General features: G+C 70.1%; 15 protein-coding genes. 11 read left to right on the forward strand and 4 right to left on the reverse strand.

Annotated elements, in window-relative coordinates:
- Positions 1-53 precede the first annotated feature (53 nt).
- From VGR37_10725 to VGR37_10765, 9 genes are all read left to right on the forward strand, one after another.
- Positions 54-2,270, forward strand: a complete 2,217-nt coding sequence (locus VGR37_10725) for an NHLP family bacteriocin export ABC transporter peptidase/permease/ATPase subunit (protein ID HEV2147865.1) — start codon at positions 54-56, stop codon at positions 2,268-2,270.
- Positions 2,271-2,293: 23 nt separating this feature from the next.
- A complete protein-coding gene (locus VGR37_10730) occupies positions 2,294-5,230 on the forward strand; it encodes an NHLP bacteriocin export ABC transporter permease/ATPase subunit (protein ID HEV2147866.1) in 2,937 nt (978 codons plus the stop codon).
- Entirely contained in the window at positions 5,227-6,387 is a 1,161-nt protein-coding gene (locus VGR37_10735) for a hypothetical protein (protein ID HEV2147867.1), read from the forward strand. The genes VGR37_10730 and VGR37_10735 overlap by 4 nt, the downstream gene beginning before the upstream one ends.
- 748 nt (positions 6,388-7,135) lie before the next feature.
- The gene (locus VGR37_10740; protein ID HEV2147868.1) at positions 7,136-8,932 is read left to right on the forward strand and encodes a M1 family aminopeptidase; all 1,797 of its coding nucleotides are present in this window, start codon (positions 7,136-7,138) and stop codon (positions 8,930-8,932) included.
- A 522-nt stretch (positions 8,933-9,454) separates the two neighbouring features.
- Positions 9,455-9,628, forward strand: coding sequence for a hypothetical protein (locus VGR37_10745; GenBank protein HEV2147869.1), 174 nt, complete (start codon positions 9,455-9,457; stop codon positions 9,626-9,628).
- 50 nt (positions 9,629-9,678) lie between these two features.
- Complete coding sequence (locus VGR37_10750; protein ID HEV2147870.1) at positions 9,679-9,819, forward strand: hypothetical protein; 141 nt, start codon at positions 9,679-9,681, stop codon at positions 9,817-9,819.
- Between the two features lie 60 nt (positions 9,820-9,879).
- On the forward strand, positions 9,880-10,059 hold the full coding sequence (locus tag VGR37_10755) for a hypothetical protein (GenBank protein HEV2147871.1): 180 nt from the start codon (positions 9,880-9,882) through the stop codon (positions 10,057-10,059).
- Between the two features lie 368 nt (positions 10,060-10,427).
- A complete protein-coding gene (locus VGR37_10760) occupies positions 10,428-11,891 on the forward strand; it encodes a radical SAM protein (protein HEV2147872.1) in 1,464 nt (487 codons plus the stop codon).
- A gap of 10 nt (positions 11,892-11,901) precedes the next feature.
- Positions 11,902-13,122 carry a hypothetical protein gene (locus VGR37_10765; protein ID HEV2147873.1) on the forward strand — a complete coding sequence of 407 codons (1,221 nt, stop codon included), beginning with the start codon at positions 11,902-11,904 and terminating at the stop codon, positions 13,120-13,122.
- Positions 13,123-13,126: 4 nt separating this feature from the next.
- Here VGR37_10765 and VGR37_10770 read toward each other — a convergent pair whose 3' ends face one another.
- Positions 13,127-13,990 carry a transglutaminase domain-containing protein gene (locus VGR37_10770; GenBank protein ID HEV2147874.1) on the reverse strand — a complete coding sequence of 288 codons (864 nt, stop codon included), beginning with the start codon at positions 13,988-13,990 and terminating at the stop codon, positions 13,127-13,129.
- A 183-nt stretch (positions 13,991-14,173) separates the two neighbouring features.
- On the opposite strand from VGR37_10770, the gene VGR37_10775 reads away from it, so the two are divergent.
- Positions 14,174-15,406 carry a hypothetical protein gene (locus tag VGR37_10775; GenBank protein HEV2147875.1) on the forward strand — a complete coding sequence of 411 codons (1,233 nt, stop codon included), beginning with the start codon at positions 14,174-14,176 and terminating at the stop codon, positions 15,404-15,406.
- Here the strand turns inward: VGR37_10775 and VGR37_10780 are convergent.
- The 3 genes from VGR37_10780 to VGR37_10790 all read right to left on the reverse strand — a co-directional run bounded on the left by VGR37_10780 (position 15,360) and on the right by VGR37_10790 (position 19,298).
- Positions 15,360-16,502, reverse strand: a complete 1,143-nt coding sequence (locus tag VGR37_10780) for a sigma 54-interacting transcriptional regulator (GenBank protein HEV2147876.1) — start codon at positions 16,500-16,502, stop codon at positions 15,360-15,362. The genes VGR37_10775 and VGR37_10780 overlap by 47 nt on opposite strands.
- Before the next feature lie 325 nt (positions 16,503-16,827).
- Positions 16,828-17,901: an LptF/LptG family permease gene (locus VGR37_10785; protein ID HEV2147877.1), complete on the reverse strand. Its 1,074-nt coding sequence runs from the start codon at positions 17,899-17,901 to the stop codon at positions 16,828-16,830.
- Positions 17,898-19,298 carry an LptF/LptG family permease gene (locus tag VGR37_10790; protein HEV2147878.1) on the reverse strand — a complete coding sequence of 467 codons (1,401 nt, stop codon included), beginning with the start codon at positions 19,296-19,298 and terminating at the stop codon, positions 17,898-17,900. Before VGR37_10790 ends, VGR37_10785 begins: the two co-directional genes overlap by 4 nt.
- A 107-nt stretch (positions 19,299-19,405) precedes the next feature.
- Between VGR37_10790 and VGR37_10795 the strand changes: the two genes are divergently transcribed.
- A complete protein-coding gene (locus VGR37_10795; GenBank protein ID HEV2147879.1) occupies positions 19,406-20,374 on the forward strand; it encodes a M28 family peptidase in 969 nt (322 codons plus the stop codon).
- The last annotated feature ends 126 nt before the right edge of the window (positions 20,375-20,500 follow it).

A 20,500-nucleotide genomic window follows, 5' to 3' on the forward strand; every position in this document is an offset into this window, starting at 1 on the left:
CGCCCGCGGCGCCGCGGGCGTCGGCGGCTCGTGAGCCGCAAAGGAGCATGCCCATGACCCCACTCGCCGAACGCCTGAAGGCCAGGGTGCGCGGCCTCCGCCCCTCCGGGGGCAGCGCACGCGGCCGGGCCCGGGTTCCCACCGTGCTCCAGATGGAGGCGGTGGAGTGCGGGGCCGCGGCCCTGTCCATGATCCTGGCCCACCACGGGCGGCTCGTCCCCCTGGAGGAGCTGCGCATGGCCTGCGGCGTCTCCCGCAACGGGAGCAAGGCCAGCAACATGGTCCGGGCCGCGCAGGCGTACGGGCTCCAGGCGAAGGGCTTCAAGCGCGAGCCGCAGGCCCTGCGCGGCATGCCCGTCCCCATGATCGTCCACTGGAACTTCAACCACTTCGTGGTCCTGGAGGGCTTTGGGCGCAAGGGGCGCGTACACCTCAACGACCCTGCGCTGGGCGCCCGGACCATCAGCGGCGAGGAGCTGGACCAGTCCTTCACCGGCGTGGCGCTCACCTTCGAGCCCGGCCCGGAGTTCGTGCGCGGCGGCGAGCGGCGGAGCCTCATGGCCGCCCTCCGCAGGCGGCTCGCGGGCTCGCACGCCGCCCTGCTCTACTGCGTCCTCGCGGGGCTGGCCCTGGTGGTCCCGGGACTGATGGTCCCCACCTTCACCCGGGTGTTCGTCGACGACGTCCTGGTGAACGGGATGAGCGACTGGGTCCGCCCGCTCCTCCTCTGCATGGCGGCGACCGTCGTGGTCCTGGGCGCCCTCACCTGGCTGCAGCAGCGCTACCTGCTGCGCCTGGAGACCCGGCTGGCCCTCCAGACCTCGTCCCGTTTCTTCTGGCACGTGCTGCACCTGCCGGTGCAGTTCTTCACCCAGCGGCACCCGGGGGAGATCGCGTCGCGGGTGGCGATCAACGACCGCGTCGCCCAGCTCCTCTCGGGCGAGCTGGCCAGCACGGTGCTCCGCGTCACCACCATTTCCTTCTACGCCGGGCTGATGGTGTGGTACGACGCCTCGCTCACCGCCATGGTGGTGGCGGTCGCCGTGCTGAACCTGGCCGTGCTCCGCTACGTGTCGCGCAAGCGCACCGACCTGAGCCAGCGGCTGCAGCAGGACCGCGGCAAGGCGCTCGGCACCGCGATGGGCGGGCTGCTGGGGATCGAGACGCTCAAGGCCGGCGGCTCCGAGTCCGACTTCTTCGCCCGCTGGTCGGGCCACTACGCCCGGGTGGTGAACGCACAGCACCAGCTCGGCTTGCAGACTCAGCTGCTCTCCCTGGCCCCACCGCTCCTGCTTGCCGCGAGCACCGCGCTCCTCCTGGGAGTAGGCGGGTCGCGGGTGATGGACGGGGAGCTGACCATGGGAATGCTGATCGCCTTCCAGGCCCTGGCGCTGGCCTTCCTGGCCCCGGTGAACGGCCTCGTCGCCCTGGGGGGGACCCTGCAGGAGGTGCGGGGCGACATGAACCGGCTGGACGACGTGCTCCGCTACCCGGCGCAGCTCCCCGCGGGCCCCGCGCCCGCGGATGACGGCGGGAGGCACCCGGGGAGGCTCGGCGGAGAGGTGGAGCTCCGGCGGGTATCCTTCGGATACAGCCGCCTGGAGCCGGCGCTGATCCAGGACTTCAACCTGAAGCTGCGGCCCGGGAGCCGGGTGGCGCTCGTGGGCGGCTCGGGGTGCGGCAAGACCACCGTGGCACGGCTGGTCGCCGGGCTCCACGAGCCCTGGGCCGGCGAGATCCTCTTCGACGGGGTGCCGCGCTCCGAGCTGTCGCGCGACGTCCTCACCCAGAGCCTGGCCGTGGTGGACCAGGAGGTCTTCCTCTTCGAGGGGACGGTCCGCGACAACCTGACGCTCTGGGACCCCACCGTCCCCGAGGGCGACCTGGTCCAGGCGGCGCGCGACGCCTGCATCCACGAGGACGTCAGCGCCCGGCCGGGGGGATACTCCGCGACGGTGGAGGAAGGCGGCCGGAACCTGAGCGGCGGGCAGCGCCAGCGGATGGAGCTCGCGCGGGCGCTGGTGGCCAGTCCCTCGGTGCTGGTGCTGGACGAGGCCACCAGCGCGCTCGACCCCACCACCGAGCAGCAGATCGACGACAACCTCCGCCGCCGGGGCTGCACCTGCCTGATCGTCGCGCACCGCCTGAGCACCATCCGCGACTGCGACGAGATCATCGTGCTGGAGGGCGGCAGGATCGCCCAGCGCGGCACCCACGAGGAGCTCAAGGACGTCCCCGGACCGTACGCGGCGCTGGTCGCGGCCGAGTAGCACACCTCCGCAGCAGGACTCTCATGATCGCTCGAAGCCACACGGAGATCTTCCCCGCCGCCGACGCCGTTCGCGAGGCGGGCGGCGACCGGCCGCTCCTCCTGGAGCCCGGCCGGGTCTGGCTCGTCCTCTCGGGGCGGATGGACGTGTTCGCCACCCTGCTGAACGAGGCCGGCTCGACCGGGGGGCGGACCCACCTCTTCCGGGTGGAGTGCGGCGCGCCCCTGTTCGGGGTGGGGGCGGACCCCGTGACCGGGACGGCGCTCCTGGCGGTAGGGGCGCCGGGGACCCGCCTGGCCGAGATCGGCCTGGACGAGCTGCGCGCCCTCGCCGCTTCGCCCCGGAAGCACGCCGCGGTGGCGGGCCTGCTGCACGCGTGGATCGAGCGGCTGTACGAGGGGGTAGCCGGCCCCCTCCCGCGGGGGGAGCTCCGCGGCATCGAGCCGGGCGAGGCGCTGGATGCCGGGGGCGGCACCCGCGTGCGCTCCACGGCGCACGTAGGCTGGGTGGAGCAGCTCACCGGCACGTCGTGCCTGCTCGGGCGGGGGGCGGGGGAGCTGGCGCCCGGCGAGCTGCTCCCCCTGTCCGACCGGGCATGGGTCGAGGGCGGGGAGGGCTGTACCCTGCGCCTGATCCCCACCGAGTACCTCCTGGCGGACGAGGTGGAAGGCGGCCACGACCTGGTCTGGAGCGCGCTGGAGCGTCTGCACCGCATTGCGCTGGCGCTGGTGGCCGAGCGGGTGCACGAGATGGAGGCGGCGCGGCGCGAGCGCATCCACCTCCGCACCGAGGCGGGCCGCGCAGCCATGCAGACGGCACTCGGCCGCCTGGCGTCCACCCTCCCGCACCCGTCCGCCGCGGCGGGGCCGGTGCGCAGCGCCGCGGTGGCTCCTGCCGGAGAGGACCCGCTCGTGGCCGTGTTCCGGCAGGTGGCCGGGGCCGCGGGGATCCCCGTGGAGCCGGCCGCGGGATGGGAGGCGCTCCGCTGCCGGGACCCGCTGGATTCGCTCGCCCGCGCCTGCCGCGTACGCACCCGCCGCGTCGCCCTCCGCGACGGCTGGTGGCGGAGCGACGCCGGTCCCATGCTAGGCCGGACGGCGGAAGAGGGGCGCCCCGTCGCGCTGCTCCCTTCCGCGCGCGGCGGGTACGAGGCGCACGACCCGCGGGAGCCCGCACCCGTCCCCGTCACGGCGGAGACGGTGGGCTCGCTCGCCCCCTTCGCTTCGGTCCTGTACCGCCCCTTTCCCGCCGAGCGGGTGGGGCTCCGGCAGCTCCTCCACTTCGGCCTGCACGGCTGCCGGCGCGACCTGCTCGCGGTGCTCGGCGCCTCCCTGGCCGCAGCGGCACTCGGGCTCCTCCCCCCGCTGGGGATCGGGATGCTGTTCAGCACGGTGATCCCCGGTGCCGAGCGCCACCAGCTGCTGCAGCTCACCCTCGTGCTCCTGGTGGCCGCCCTCGCCACGGCGGGGTTCGCCGCCGTACGCGGCACCGCACTGCTGCGAATCGAGGCGCGCGTGGGCGCCACGCTCCAGGCCGCGGTCTGGGACCGGCTCCTCTCCCTTCCCCTCCCCTTCTTCCGGGGGTACGCCGCCGGGGAGCTCGCGGTCCGGGCCATGGGGATCGAGGAGATCCGCCGGACGCTCTCCGGCGCCGTGGTCACCGCCCTGCTGGGCGGCGCCTTCTCGCTGGGGAACTTTGCACTGCTCTTCCACTACGACCCCGCGCTGGCCGCGCTCGCCGCGGTCATGGTGGCGGTCGCGCTGGCCGTGTGCGTGGCGGTGGGATGGCTGCAGCTCCGGCGGCAGCGCGCCGTGCTGCGGCTGCACTCCCGGACCTCGGGAACGGTGCTGCAGCTCCTGGGCGGGATCTCCAAGCTACGGATGGCCGGGGCGGAGGTGCAGGCCTTCGGGCTGTGGGCACGCCTCTTCAGCGAGCAGCGCCGGGAGCAGCTCCGCGCCCGCGCGCTGGGCAACTGGCTCGGGCTCTTCAGCGCGGTCTGCCCGGTGGTCTGCACGCTGGCGCTCTTCGCGCTGAGCACCCGCGCCACCGGCGAGCCGGCGATGGGAACAGGGGCGTTCCTGGGGTTCATGGCGGCTTTCAACATCTGCCTGGCCGCCGCGCTCTCCAGCGGAACGGCGCTGATCGGCGCGCTGGCCGCGGTTCCGCTCTACGAGCAGGCCAGTCCGATCCTGCACGCGGAGCCGGAGGTGCACTCCGGGAAGCACGACCCCGGGGAGCTGTCGGGCGCGGTGGAGCTGCAGCACGTCACCTTCCGCTACCGGGCCGACGGCCCGCCGGTCCTGCGCGACGTGTCGCTCCGCGTCCGGCCCGGCGAGTTCGTGGCCTTCGTGGGGCCCTCCGGCTCCGGGAAGTCCACCCTCCTCCGCCTCCTCCTGGGCTTCGAGACGCCCGAGGCGGGGTCCGTCTCCTACGACGAGCAGGACCTGGCCGGCCTCGACGTGCAGGCGGTCCGCCGCCAGCTCGGGACGGTTCTGCAGGATGGCACCCTGCTGTCGGGGAGCATCTTCGACAACATCGTCGGCTCCGTGGCCGCCTCGCACGACGAAGCCTGGGAGGCCGCGCGCCTGGCGGGGCTGGAGGAGGACGTCCGGAAGATGCCGATGGGGCTGCACACCCACGTCAGCGACGGGGGGGGGACGTTTTCGGGCGGACAGCGGCAGCGGCTGATGATCGCCCGCGCGCTCCTCAACCGCCCGCGCATCCTGCTGCTCGACGAGGCCACCAGCGCGCTCGACAACCGCACCCAGTCCGTGGTCGCGGAGAGCCTGGCCGGCCTGAAGGCCACCCGTATCGTGGTGGCGCACCGGCTCAGCACGGTCATGGGCGCCGACCGGATCTACGTGGTGCAAGGTGGCCGGATCGTGGAGACCGGCACCTACCGTGAGCTGCTGGAGCGGCGCGGCCTCTTCCACGAGATGGCGCAGCGGCAGCTCGCATGAAAGGGGAGACGACCATGGACGCGGGGGCCGACTTCCGCGCCGGGGTGTTGATGAGCCTGGGGGCCAGCGCGGAGGAGACCGGCGAGCTCCTCCGCTACGGCGAGAACGTCTTCCGCCTGGACGGGGCTCCGGACCCCGGCGCCTTCCCCCTCCCCGACGAGCCGTTCGTCGACACCTGGGCGGGGTATGCGGCCGAGGCGGCGCGGCGGGGCGTGTTCGCGGTGCTGCAGGAGCGGCTCGTACAGCTCCGCTTTCCCGTGCGGGCGGGGATCAGCGGGAGCGATGCGTACCAGGCGGCGATCCGGCGCGGGGTCCTGCCGGACGATCCCGGGGAGGGGCTCGCGCTGGAGTCGCCCGAGGGGCTGCGGCTCTTTCTGCACCCCACCGCCGCCGGGCGCGTCCCGGTGCTGGTGGCCGGGTGCCGAGGCGACTTCGTCACCCTGCTCCGGGCGCTGGCGCGGCGCAACGAGCCGGACCCGGTCCCCGGTTCCATGGGGGCATGCACCGTCGGCGGGTACAACAACTGGGACCGCATGGCGGAGCTGCGGCGGCGCTTCGAGCGGGGCGAACTGGAGGCGGACGGCGCCCCGGATTGGGGCTCCGCCTTCGCCTGGGTCCGCGGGCGCAGGGAGCTGTACCAGGACCGCTTCGTCCTCCTCGCCCCCGGTCCCTACAGCGGCGTCGCCGCGGCGGAGCTGGGCCTCTCGGAGGAGGAGTGGCTGCGCACCTCGCTGACGATCCGGCTGGAGCACGAGTGCGCGCACTACTTCACCCGGCGGGTGCTCGGCTCCATGCGCAACACCCTGCACGATGAGCTGATCGCCGACTACGCGGGGATCGTCGCCGCGGCAGGGCGCTTCCGGAGCGACTGGTTTCTGCGCTTCATGGGCCTGGAAGACCCATCGCGCTACCGCCCCGGCGGACGGCTGGAGAACTACCGGGGCAGGCCCCCGCTCTCCGACCGCGCCTTCGTCGTCCTGCAGGCGCTAGTGCGCGCCGCGGCGCTGCGGCTGGAGCAGGTGGACCCGGATCTCCGTCTGAGCGGTCCCTGGGCGGAGGGGGTGGCCAGGGTGATTGTAGCGCTGGCGGATCTCACGCTGGAGGAGCTGGTTGGGAGGCGGATGGCGCGGAGCCGGACACGCAAAGGCCCCGCATGATTTGGCCTGTCCATTGCGAACGCCGGCCGGGTCACTTTCTCCAAGAGGATGCCATGACCGAGCATCGCAACTCGCCGCCCCCGGAAAACGAGAACCGGCCCACGGAGGAGCGGGATGAGCTGACCGTCGCGGAGCCGGAGGAGGCTGCCGGTGGACTGGACGGGAGCGAGTCCAACACCTGCTGTGACCCTGGAGGTGCCGGCATGAACTACAATTGTGGGTGTTCCGGATGCAAGGAAACAGCAGTCATGTAGGCCGTGGTGGCGCAGGTGCGCGCCCGTTCTGCGGCGTTGACGGGGGGCGTGAGGCTCGTCGGAGGCATAACCCGTGGCCGACGCCTCCGACGAGGGTGAGCATGGGCCCGGCCTTGCACGTGGACAGACCGCTCCGGGCGGCGGGCCGGGGCCGGCGGGGCTCCGTCATCCGCTCGGGGGGAGGAGCCGGCAGGGCGTCCTCGAGGTACCTGCCGCTCCTCTTCTTCCTCCTGCTCATTTGGGGTGTTCCCCTCGATGCGCAGCAGCCGGCTCCTCCCCCCGAGGTCGGAGCCGAGAGCCCGGAGGCGCTCGCGCAACTGGTCATGGACCGATTCGTCTCCGGATCCCGGGAGGCATTCGACAGCGTGTTCCCGTTTCCGGAGGGACGGGGGCTGCTCGGGTTCGCCGCGAAGAGGGGCTGGGCCAGGCGGCCGGGTGTCGCAAGGGTGATCCGCCGCGAACGTGATCGAGCGGTGCTCCTCCTGGCGGGGTACGTGGCGGTCGGGAACTCGGGAGACGAGACGATCTTCTCGGGTGCGTTCTCGGGTATCTACGAGGCGAAATGGGTGGGCGGCACGTGGCTTCTCGCCCGCCGCGTCCCCGCAGAGGCGCAGAACCGCATCCTCGCGCAGCACCTTCATGTGGCGGTGATCCCCGGCCGGGGCATGCGGGTCGTTGACACTCTGGACGTCGTGGTCGGGAACCCGGACGGACTCACGTTACGGCTGAACCACCGGGCCCGTCTCCACGAGATCCGCTTCGACGGACAGGGGGTCGACCACGCGCTCGGCGGGGGGCTCCTCTGGATCCGGGCCCCTTCACCCGGGCGGGCCCGACTCGCTCTCTCCTATTCGCTGGACGTGGAGACCGATACCCTGTCCGAACCGAACTCGGGCATGTTCCACCCGGCATTCGGGCACGTGCGGAGCCAGTACTACTGGCATCCCCGTTTCGAGGGCGAGAGCGGGGCCGACCGGGCCGACTTCGTGCTCACCGCCCGGATCCCCGCTGAGTACCACCTAGCCACCAGCATCCCCCAGACGGAGACGGTATCGGGGGGAGTCCGCACGGTGCGGGCTCAGGCTGCCCGGCCGACGGATGCCCTTACTCTGCTCTACGACCGGGAGTGGCATGTGGCCATCCGACGGTTCGGTCACCTGGGGCTCCAGACCTTTCTGACACCCGACTTCCGCCCAGCACGGGAGGAGCTCGAGGCGGCGTTCCGCCGGACCTACGAGATCCTCAGCCAGCGATTCGGCGAGCCCCGGGCCGGCTACTTCGCGGTCGCGCAGGGCCGGGCGCGGGGTGCTTCGGGATGGCACTTCCGGTCCAACGACCTGATCGTGGCGGGGAAGAACGGAGGGCCTCCCATCCAGGCTGAGCCGATTCCCCGGGCGTACCTGGGTCATGAGATCGCGCACGGCTGGACGCATCCCACGGGTCCGGCCGCCAACTTCCTGCGGGAAGGCTGGGCCACCTATGCAGAATCCCTCCTCCTCGCGCAGGAGTTCGGATCAGAGGTGGAGGGCGCCTTCTGGGAGGCGCAGCGGAACCGGTACGAGGTCGGTGGACACGAAGGACACCGCAGCATCCTCGAGGACCCCACCAACAGCGGCGTAGCATATTCCAAGGGGGCCTGGATCTTCCGTATGCTGCGCCACGTCATGGGAGAGGAGGCCTTCACGCGGGGGATCCGGGACTACCTTCAGGTCGCGCCCGGTGAGCCTGCCGGGCTGAAGGAGTTCTCCGCAGCACTGTCCCGCGCCGCTGGCCGCGAAATGGACACGTTCCTCGACCCCTGGGTCAGCGAGAAGGTGATCCCCGACATTGAGGCTCGGGTCAAGGGCACGAACCTCATTGTCACGCAGACCGGCCCGGTGTTCACCTTCCCGCTCGAGGTCGAGTTGCTCGCTCGCTCAGGGTGGGTTCGGAGGACGGTTCACCTTAGGCAACGGAGCGACACGCTGGACCTGGGCCGGCTGGGACCGGTAAGTGACATCCGTGTGGACCCCGACCATCACCTGCTGATGAGGCGGCGGCGCGGCCAGACCGTACGGTACGAGTTGCCGGCCCCGCATGCGGAGCGTGTCTCGCTGGCCGGGGATTTCACTTCGACGCCGATCCCGGCGGTGAAGGAAGGCGATCTCTGGACGGTCACCATACCGCTGACCGACGGCCGCTACTACTGGAGATGGGTGATCGAGGGGGGAAGCGCGGGCGAGGGACAGCCCACGTCCGGAGTGCGCCTGGTGCAGCCGCTGAAGAACCTGCGATCCCCCTATCCGCGGTAAGGCCGCTCCTCCACCCCCGGAGCCGAGCCGGGCGCCACGCGGCAAACGTCGAGCACCCCCGGTGCCGGGGGTGCCCTGGTTTTGGCGAAGCGGGTCCAGCACCCTCAGCCGGGGTCCTCCTCACCCCCGTCTTCCAGCTGCCCCGTCGCGCCGGATTTCCTATTGATTTCCCGGAAAGGAACGCGCCTTTTCTCCGTTTCTGCGGCCCCGCTGGCATGCGCCTTGCGGTCTCGAACATCCGCCTCTGTCGCGTGGAACTCGCACTCTTTCGCACAATGGAGGGGACAATGGCAGAAAGAGCCGGAAGCGACAGGACCCGCCGCCTCGGACGAGCTCACTGCGGAAGAGCTGGAGGAGATCGCGGGGGGGATGGACGACGAGTGCAACTGCTGCCCGGTTACCAACACCTCCAGCTGCAACACCAGCTGTGCGGCGACCGTCACCTGATCGCCGCAACGGCCCGGATAGATCTCTCACCTGGTGCGCACACAGGTGTGTCACCCTTCACTTCAGGAGGTTGCAATGGCGGAGAGTACGAGGGGAAAGCCCAGCGCGGCACGCGGTCCCGACGAGCTCTCGGTGGAGGAGCTCGAGGAAGTCTCGGGTGGCGAGGCAACGAACGTGATCTGCCCCACCACCAACGAGAAGAGCTGCAATACCGACTGCAAGCCTGCCACCGCGCCGACCGTGAGCTGACGCCGGAGTCCTGGGGCGGCTGCACTCCCACTCCCGACCGGAGGAGCATCATGGCGGAAGATCGGAAGCACGAAGGCGAACTCTCCGTGGAAGAGCTTGAGGAGGTTGCGGGCGGCGCCGAGACCAACATCTACTGCCCCACCACCAACAAGGAAAGCTGCAACAGCGGGTGCAGCAAAGATATAGTCTGAGCCGCCGCGCGCGCGCAGCCGGGCCGCACGCGCGCTCACTCGAACTCAAGGAGGCAATCCATGGCCAGCGAGAACCAGGAGCAGGGGCGGAAGCTCACCATCCCCGGGCTGGGTGAGCTCTCGGTCGAGGAGCTGGAGGAGATCGCGGGTGGCGCCGAGACCAACATCTACTGCCCCACCACCAACAAGGAAGGCTGCAACAGCGAGTGCAAGCCGGCCACCGCGCCGACCGTGACCTGACGCCGGCGCCCGGGACCTGTGCACCTCAGGGCCCGAGCCGAAGGAGCGTCAGGGGCATCGAGGAAAAGAACGAGGGCGAGTTCTCCGTGGAAGAGCTTGAGGAGGTCGCGGGCGGCGCCGGGTCGAACATCTACTGCCCGACCCTAAATGCGACGAGCTGCAACGAGAGCTGCAAGCCCGCAGTGACGGAGAGCGCTTCATAGCTCCGTGCTGACCCGGCATACACCGCTGTCTTCACGCGTGCGCACCAGGAGCGGTGTATGCCCGGACGGTCCGAGACTCCGGCTCTGGGGCAGCCCAAAGCCGTTCCGTGCCGGCACTGGGCGCGGCACTTCGCTTTACGCTTAGAGAGATCAAGGAGGCTGGGTATGGAGCCGACGACCGACATGGTGGTGTCGCCATACGACCGGAGTCCTTCCCGGTCGGGCGACTCGCCGCTGGTACAGCTCAACTACAAGCCGACGCAGCGCTGGGTACCTTCTCGCTTCAACGCGCGGGCCGCGGGCGACGATGGCCGGCTCATCCTGTGGAACACCTACACCGGGGCCATCAGTGTCTTTCAGCCGGAGGACCGGGACGAGGTCGTCGCCCACCTCGCGTCAAAGGGACTGACCGCGCCGCTCGACAAGTTCGGCACCTACCTGAGTAAGCGCGGCTTCCTCGTGCGCGACGGCTTGGACGAGATGGCGCAGTTCCGCTATGCATTCGCGCAGCAGCACTGGCGGACCGACGTGCTTCAGCTCATTCTCCTTGCCAGCGAGGACTGCAACTTCCGTTGTGTCTACTGCTACGAGAAGTTCAAGCGCGGCACCATGCTCCCGGAGGTGCGCCAGGGCGTCCGTGCGCTGGTGCAGCAGCGCGCCCCCCACCTCAGGTCGCTCAGTGCCGAGTGGTTCGGAGGGGAGCCGCTGTACGGGTGGGAGGCCATCGAGGAGATCTCTCCCTACCTGAAGGAGACCGCGGACCGCTACGGCCTGGTGCACGGACAGGCGATGACCACCAACGGCTACCTCCTGACGGAGGAGCGTGCGACCAAGCTGCTCCACTGGGGGTGCACCAGCTACCAGATCACGATCGACGGCCTCCCCGAGGAGCACGACTGCAAGCGTGTAGGTCGGGACGGGAGCCCCACGTACCATGTCATTCTCGACAATCTCAGGTCCCTGCGGGAGCGCAAGCAGGAGTTCACCGTATCGATCCGCGTCAACTTCGACCAGCAGAACCTCCCGCGCCTGGGTGCATTCCTGGAGGCCCTGAGCGAGGACTTCAGCGGCGACAAGCGCTTCAAGATGCGTTTCCGCGCGGTAGGCAAGTGGGGAGGGGACAACGATGAGAACCTGTCAACGTGCGGCACGGGCGAGCAGGCGAACGCAATGAACTCGCTGAGGCAAAAGGCAGAGGAGGTCAACCTCCACCAGGAGGGAGGAATCCGCGGCGCGTCCCAGATGGGTGCGCAGGTCTGCTATGCCGCGCGGCCGTACAACTTCATCGTCGGCGCGACCGGGAAGCTCATGAAGTGCACCATCGCACTGGACGACATGGACGCCAACGTGGTCGGCCAGCTGCGCCCGGATGGCAACATGGAGCTCAACCCGGAGAACATGAGCAAGTGGGTGAACCCGCACTTCGAGACCGACTCGCTCTGCCAGCGCTGCTACGTGCTCCCGGGCTGCCAGGGCGCAGCATGTCCTCTCACGCGGATCAGGGACAACGAACGGACGTGCTGCGGAGTGAAGGGAAGCCTCAAGGGAGTTCTCCGCTACACCCTCTGGGAGGCCGCGAAGACGCGCGGGAACGCGCCGGAGCCGGTCCCCGCCGGCGCCGCATCATAGCGGCGAGGAAGTGTATCGCGAAATACCTTCCCAGGATGGGGCACCTGTGATGCTTTCCCTTGCAACCACCCGCGCGGCGGAGCGCGGAACGACTCCCGGGCCCGCGGCAACGATCACGACCGCGTTGCTGCTTCCACACGACCGGATCGCGCGTGCCCCATTGACGAAGTGGGCCGAGAAGCTCAGCGGGAGCCTCGCAAAGACCCGCGAGACCATCCGAAAGCCCGGCGATTTCTCCCAGGAGATCGCCTGGGTCGCGAACAATGCGGCCCTGATTGCCGCGCACGAGGGGGCCACCTCCATGGCCCGGGAGCTCTGCGAGCGGCAGATCCGCTGGCACATCAGGCTGAGCCGACGATCGGCAGACCCGGTGATCGCGGGGCGAAGCCTGCAGCCCTGGATCAACCTGGGACGGCTCGAGGCACAGACCGGCAGCTGGCAGACGGCACTCGACCGGCTTGCACGCCTGATGGAGTACCGGGCCGGGAGGCGGTTCGATCTCGGGTGCGGCACGATCAACGGATCAGGATGGAGAATCATCGCCCCGGAACCGGAGGGCTTCCACCTCTTCCTCAAGGGGGTCTACGTGGTCGACTCCCTCAAGGCCCTCCTCGTCAGCCACAGGTACGCCGAGACCCTCGCCTTCGCATCGGCGGTCCGACCCGACTGTTCCCCGGGGGTATCCCGGCTCATCCATGAGGCCTCGGCCGTAGCCGCCTGCAGGATGGGGGAGCACGAGCAGGCTCTGGCCATCATCGCCGACACTCCGCTGGCGGGCACGCGGGGGTGGGAGCGCGCCGTCTTGGAACTCCGGAAGGCGGAGATCCACGCATGCGCCGGGGACCTGTACGACGCACGGGCGGCGCTGCTCCCGCTGGCCAGAGTGGTACGGCTGGTCTCCGCCGAGAAGAAGAGCGAGCTGCGGGTGCTGTACGTGATCTCCCGGATCGCAGCGGCGTGCGCAGAGGCAGGCCTCGACGAGGAGGCTCGCGGGCTCGCAGGCGACGCATACGAAGGCGCCCGCGCAGCGGGCGACGAAGCGTTCGAGATCGAGAGCCTGCGTGTGCTCGCCGCGGCATCGCTGCCAACGGAGCGCGCTCGTTGGACGGACGAGCTCAGGCGCGTCGAGAAGGCGACCGGCTACCGCCGGTACCGCCGAGATGGTCCGTCCTCCGGGCCGGACCCCGCCCGGACGAGGCTCTACGACGAGCTGCTGAACGTGCTGAGCTGACCGGCTACGGCCGGGACATTTGCCGTCCGGGCAGAGCACGCCCGCGGGAGCCCGCCGGGTCCGGTGGTCCGCTGGCGCGAGCGGGCGCATAGAACCGAGAGGGAGACCGGGTAAAGACCATGTCCCGTACCGGTTCGATCCGCTGGAAGACCGCGGGCTCCTTTGCTCCCGACGGGACGAGCATCAGCTTCGCGGCGTCCGTCACCGCGTCGTACCGGTTGTCGAGGCGAACGTGGAGGTAGAAGAGGAAAGGCGCCAGCCACTCCAGGTACTGATCGGCGCGGAGAGGTGCAGAGCTGTCCACGCCAACCCCCGGGCGGGCCTCGGCCAGGGCCAGCTGCAGCTCCAGGGCGCTGAGAGGCACGCCTTCGAGCACGGGGGTGACGTCGAACTGGCCATCCACCATGATCCACTTGCCCAGTGACTCCAGGTACGCCTCCACCACCAGATGCCCGGCGCCCCCTTCGTCCGTCTCCACGGACCGCTTCCACAATCCGACCGGACGTGCCGCGATCCCGAGAGCATTCAGGGCGGCAGCCAGCACGGCCGCGTACTCGACACAGCGGAACTCCCGCCCCAGCGCAGCCTCCCGCAGGATGGAGATGGGATCGCCGTTCTCCGCACCATCGTTTCCATGCTTCCACCGAGCACGCGCCCACCTGCTCACCGCGCGGACACGCTCGTACTCCGTGTCCGCCTCCGCGGCGAGCTGGGCGAGGTCGAATTCGGTACGGAGCCGGCTGAGGTACGGCTCGTCAGGAGAGCTCCAGAGAAATTCGTACTGACCGGCCGGGGCGGCGTCGCCGAACTCGAGCGCCGGAACCCGCAGCTCGAACCTGTAGAGCAGAATACGGAAGAAGTGGCGCATGGCCAACACTTGGGGGCAGAGGCGAGGTCGAGGATGCGTCCCGCAGCACGCGACTCGTCGTGCCGCGCAGCATATGCCGCAAGACGCGCGCCCTGCCGGGGACGGTCAGGCACCCTCCCCGGGAGAAGCGAGATCGTTCTCACATTCCGGAATACGCAACGCCTCGAACGTAGGAGAGGAACGATGAAGGTGCTGTTCGTCCCCTGGCGCAATGGAGGGCTGTCCCACCTGATCCCGCTGGTCGCGCTCCACCGGATGCTCCGGGCCCGATCCGTCGAGACGGCGTTCCTGCTTTCAGACGACTGGCCGAAGAAGCTCGGAGAGAAGAACCGGATTCTCCAGCAGCTGGACATCCCGGTGCTGCCCATCGACTACTGCAACCTCATCCGAAGCGAGCTGCGCGCCTACCGCGAGTTCGTGCCGGACGTGGTGGTGGACGACTGCAGCCTGACCACGGGGTATGCTTCCAAGCGGTACGGAATGCCGCGCGTCTCGATACGCCGCACCGGCAGCTTCCCTTTCGAAAGGCCGCGCAACGCCGCCCATCGGCACAGCATGCCGCTCGCGGTGGAACAGCTCCCGGACATGCGGCCATACGGCTTCCAGCGGCCGAGTTCAATCTCCCTTCCAGACCTCTTCGCAGGCGACCTGAACATCGTCCCCGGTGTCCCCTCGATCGAGGCGCTGCCGGATGAGATCCAGGGAGATCCCTCGTACGTCTTCTCGGGTCCGCTGGTCGTGGAGGACGTCCTGATCTGTGATCCGGGCATCGGCTCTGCCGACACCTCCCACGTGGACGTCCGCGACTTCGGGCCGCTCGACCGGTTCTTCGCCGAGAACCGGGGCCGGACGAGCGTCTACGTCACTCACGGCCTGATCGCCACGCCGCCTGCGGAGATCGTCCAGTGCATGCGCTACCTGCTCGAGAGAGACTGCGCGATCGTGACGAGCATCCGGTCCGAGAGTCTCGCTCTCCGGGGCGGCAGCCGGTACTTCTACGCCCCTTACCTCCCCCTGGGCTATGTGTGTGACAGAGTGGCGCTCGCGATCCACCACTGCGGGAACGCCACGTACCACTATCCCATCCTTTCGGGAGTACCATCCATCACGGTGGGAACGGCATGCTACGACCGGGAGAACATCGCCGCACGCCTGGAAGAGCTCGGCGTCTCCCGGCACCTCCCTTCACCCGTGGAGTGCACGGAGTTCAAGGCGTGTTTCGTCGAGGCATTCGAGGAATGCTTCGAGGGATCCGGGGAGGTGTACGCGAAACGGAAGGAGCGATGCGGGCGGTTAAGGGAAGAGATCGAGCAGACGGTCGGCAGCTTCGACCTGCACGAGGCCCTCGCCGCCCTCGTGAAAGGACGCCTCAGGCCCGCTCAGGCTTCAGGCGGTGGTGCCGGAGGAAGTCCATGAACTTCAGGTAGTCGTCCGGTGCCACCCCGAACAGGGCGAGGGCGCGCTTGTAGCTCCACTGGCTCCGGCGCAGCCCGTCCTCCACTAGGGCCCGCACTTGGGTGCGGCTCAGGTCGCGCTCCATGAAGGGCTCGTAGACCCGCGTCCAGAAATCCCCTTCCCCCTCCCCGATCCCGGCGGGCCGGTCCGGCACCAGCCGGCACGGCGCCCCCGCCGCGGCCGGCGTCGGGACCTCCGTCGCGAGGGCCTCGTCCGGCTCTAGGTGCTGCTCGAAGAGGTGCGGCTCGATGAGAGGGTCGCGCAGGCTGAGGCAGTGGCTCATCTCCATGAGCCCCCGCAGCTCCCGGACGTTCCCGGGCCAGTGGTACGCGCCCAGCCGCGAGAGCGACGCGGGGGAGAGCCGCTTCTCAATACCCGAGCGGGCTTCCAGCCGCCGCAGAAAGAAATCGGACACGAGCCGCCAGTCGTCGCCGCGCTCGCGCAACGGCGGCACGGCCAGGTGGAGGAAGCGCAGGCGGTAGTACAAGTCCTCCCTGAACTGGCCGGCGGCCACCATCGCGCGCAGGTCGCGGTTGGTGGCGGCCACCACGCGCACGTCCACGCGCCGGGCGCGCGACTCGCCTACCCGCACGATCTCGCCCTCGCTGAGCACGCGCAGGAGCATGGCCTGGGCGGCGGTGGAGAGCTCTCCCACCTCGTCAAGGAACACCACTCCGCCGTCCGCCTCCTCGAAAACACCGCGGTGGTCCGCCACCGCGCCCGTGAAGCTGCCGCGGCGGTGACCGAACAGCTCGCTGGCGATCAGCTGGTTGTCGCCGAAATGGGCGCAGTTGACGCTCACGAACGGGGCGCCGCGGCGAGAGCTGCACAAGTACACGGCTCGGGCGAAGATCTCCTTGCCGGTCCCCGTCTCGCCGGTGACGAGCACGGGGGCATCCGCCTGTCCGAAGAACAGCGCCTTCTCCTGCGCCTCCAGCAGGCTCGCATGCCGGCCGATCAGCGCAATCGCGCCACGCTCGCCCCAATGCTCCGCCGCGAGGCATCGGAGGTGACGGGCGAGATCGCTCTCTTCCTGGGGTGTCGGAGCTCGGGACATGGACTCCTGACGGCGTGCACTGCCCGTCCGGGGCCGGTGCTGGGCCTGCGAGAAAGGTGGTTGCGACGCCCGCATGTTTTCATGCGAGGGCGGAGTGTCCGGAAACAGGCGTATCTACGATACCATCTATACCGCGCGCAGTCAACACCTTACATCAATAAGACGCTTTCGGCGCGTCCCGTCGGGGTGATCTTCTGCCTGTCATGAGCTCGTTTTTCCGTCGCTCCGTCACGCGGAGGAAGCGGTGGCTGGCCTCCTAAAGCCAAGTGCGGGAGCCAGTCGACGGCCCCCGCACGTGGTACTCCCGCGCTTCGCACTCCCTGCCCTACGTCCGCACCCGCGCGAGGAGGAACAGCCCGGCCAGGAAGAAGATCGCGTTCGGGGCCCAGGCGGCGAGCACCGGGTCGATCGCGCCGCCCTCGCCCAGGGCGCGCATGACGCGGAAGAGGAGCAGGTAGACCAGGGTGACGATCAGGCTGACCCCCACCCCGTAGGCCGCGCCGCCGCGCTGGGAGCTGGTGGAGAGCGGCGCGCCGAACAGCACGATCACGAACACCGCCATGGGGAGGGCGATCTTCTGTGCGCGCTCCACCAGGAGCGGACGCGCGTCGCCGCCCGAGCGCTCGATGGCCCGGATGAAGCGCGTCATCTCGGCGTAGCGCATCTCCTCCGGCTCCTTGGGCTCGGCCAGGAGGTCCTCCGGCGTCTCGTGCAGCTCCGGGAGCCGCAGCGCGACGAACGAGAAGGAGCGCTCGCCGCCGTCCGCCGTCAGCACGCGCAGGTGCCCCTGCTGGAACTGCCACCCCTCCCGGGGTGTCCAGCGGGCGCTCTGCGCGTAGCCGTGCACCCCGGGGACCCGGTCCGTGGCCTTCCGCTCCACCACGATCCCGCTCATCTCCCCCTCGCCAGGGTCCAGCCGCCGCACCGAAAGGACGCCGCTCTGCTCCGTCTGGAAGACGAAGTTGGTGCGCAGCGTGGTGGCGCGCATGCTGCCATCCCCCATCAGCTCCGCGCGCTTCGCGTTGGTGACCGGGACCAGCTCCCCCAGGCCCAGCGCCACGACGCTCAGCACCGCGGCGATCGCGACGATGGGGGCGATGAGCCGGTAGAAGGAGACGCCGGCCGCCTTGGCCGCGCCGATCTCCATGTGCGTGGTCATCCCGCCGATGGTGAACACCGTCGCCACCAGCGCCGCGATGGGGAAGGCGTACAGGACGAAGAGCGGGAGCTGGTACACGTACGACAGCGCCACCGTGGACAGGGAGAGACCCTTGTCCACGTACGTGTCCAGGTTGTCCGTCAGGTCGGTGACGATGAAGAGGAGCGGGAGCCCCAGCACCAGCAGCACGAAGGTCCGCACGTACTGGCCGGCCACGTAGCGGTCCAGGATCCGGATCATCCCACCCCCCGGGTCCACAGCCCCTCGCCCCAGGCGCGGATCCGCTCGATCCGCTCGTCCCAGGCGCCGCCGCGCGCGGTGGAGGCCTCGCTCCCCATGCGCGCGACCCACAGGAGCCCGAGCCCCGCCATGACGGCGTTCACGATCCACATGGCCCACAGGGGGGTGACGTACCCCTCGTCGGCCAGCGTCTCGCCGCCGATGAGCCCCACGTAGTAGACGGCGAAGATCAGCAGGCTGAAGGCGATCACCATCCCCACCCCGCCGCGGGGGAAGCGGATGGCGAGCGGCGCCCCCACCAGCACGAACACCAGCGTGGCCGCGGCGATGGAGTACTTCTTGTGGATCTCCACCCGGAACTCCCGGACCTGGCGCTGCAGCTCCCGCACGCGGGCGTGGGACGACGACAGCTGGTCCGCGGCCTGGCGGGCGGCCGACGCCTCCCCCAGCTCCGAGGTCATCCCCACCACCGGGGCCTCCCCCACGTCCGGCGCGGGGCCCTTCCCCAGCACGCGCGCCAGGTCCTCCCCCGCGGCGCGGTGGGCGTCGCGCCTCACCTCGCGCACCTGCCTGTTCAGGGTGTCGATGCGGGCCTGCATCATCCCGACGGTCATCTCGCGGTCGCCGCGGTAGCCCGAGGCGGACTGCCCGATCTGGAGCTGGTTCGCCACGCCGGGGAGGCGCCGCATCTGCTGGTCGAACTCCACGCGCTGGAAGCTCTCCGGCTGGTCCATGTCCACCTCGCGGAGGTGGCCGTCGAAGAGCGTCAGGAGGAGGTCGGTCCGGGCCGTGTTGAAGGCCATGATCCCGGAGTCGGCGTAGATCGTCCGGCTCACCCGCGGCTGCCCCACGTCGTAGATCACCACGTCGCGCAGCCGGTTGGTGGTGGGATCGATCCGGGCGGCGCGGAGGTAGAAGGAGCGGCCGTCCGAGGTGGGGATCCGGTTCAGCGTCTGCTCGCGGAGCACGAAGAGCGGGCTCTTCCGGCCGATGTCGATCATCAGCTGGCTCCAGCGGTGGTTGCTCTCCGGGAGGACCCGGTCGTTGAACCACACCATCCCCCCCGCGATCAGCGCGGCGGCCAGGAAGAGGGGGAGGAGGAGCCGCTTGAGGTCGATCCCGCTCGCCTTCAGCGCCGTCACCTCGTTGTCGGCGGTGAGCTGCGAGAAGGTGTAGAGCACCGACACCAGCACCGCCATGGGGAAGGTCAGCGCGATGGTGGCCGGGAGCGACAGGACGAAGAAGCGGAAGACCACCTCCAGCGGGAGCCCCTTCCCCGCCAGCTCGGCGAGGCGGCGCGCCAGGGTGTTGATGGTGATGACCCCCGTGAGCGCCGCGAAGGCAAAGAAAAACGGGCCGACGTGCGCCCGCAGGAGATAACGCGTAAGGATCTTCATCCCGTATCGTCGGTCTTGCTGAACCGAAAAGGTGGCGGTAGTATAGCTCCTTCCTCCTGCCCGCGCACGCCCCGCCCCGCACGCCGCACCCCCAGACGGAAACGTTCGTGATACCACCTTCTCTGCCGGTCCGTTCCCTGCTCCTGCTCGCGCTCGCCCTGTCCCCCGGATGCGAGCGGGGGAGCAGCGAGGAGGCCGGCGTGCCGCCCGTCCCCGCCGAGAGCCGCGTGGAGCGCCCGGCCTTCAGCTCCGACCGCGCCTTCGACCACCTGCGCCGGCAGGTGGCGTTCGGCCCCCGCGTCCCGGGGACGGAGGGGCACGCGGCCCAGCTCCGCTGGATGCGCGAGTACCTGGCCGAGCGCGCGGACACGGTGATCGAGCAGCCGTTCACCCACACGACGCGGTCCGGGCAGACGCTGCGGATGACCAACCTGTTCGCCCGCTTCCGGCCGGAGGCGCAGGAGCGGGTCCTGCTGATCGCCCACTGGGACACCCGCCCCACGGCGGACGAGGCCCGGAACCCCGCCGAGCGCGGCACCCCCATCCCCGGCGCCAACGACGGCGCCTCCGGGACGGCGGTGCTCCTGGAGCTGGCGGAGATGTTCCGGCAGAGCCCCCCGCCCATCGGCGTGGACCTCCTCCTGGTGGACGGCGAGGACTACGGCCCCACCGGCGACGACATGTACCTGGGCGCCCGGCACTTCGCCGCCAGCCTCCCGCCGGGGTACCGCCCCTTCTACGGGATCCTGCTGGACATGGTGGGCGACCAGAACCCGCGCTTCCCCGTGGAGGGGTACTCCCAGCAGTTCGCGCCGGAGGTGGTGCAGCGGGTGTGGGGGCTGGCGCGGGAGATGGGGTACGGCGACGTCTTCGTGAACGAGCGCGGCGGGCCGATCGAGGACGACCACGTGCCGCTGAACCGCGCCGGGATCCGCACCATCGACATCATCGACTTCGAGTACGGGCCCGGGAACCGCTTCTGGCACACCCCACAGGACGTGCCGGAGAACACCAGCGCGGAGAGCCTGCGCATCGTCGGCGAGGTGGTCGCCGAGCTGATCTACCGGGGAGGGTGAGCAGGTGAGCCGACAGGAACGGATGGCGCTGGGGGTGGTGGCCCTGCTCCTGGCGCTCGGCGGCGGGGCGCGCTGGCTGCGGTCGGACACGGCCCCGGTGGAGTGGACGGCCGCGGAGGCCGGGGG

The sequence above is a fragment of the Longimicrobiaceae bacterium genome (assembly GCA_035936415.1).
Taxonomy (GTDB): domain Bacteria; phylum Gemmatimonadota; class Gemmatimonadetes; order Longimicrobiales; family Longimicrobiaceae; genus JAFAYN01.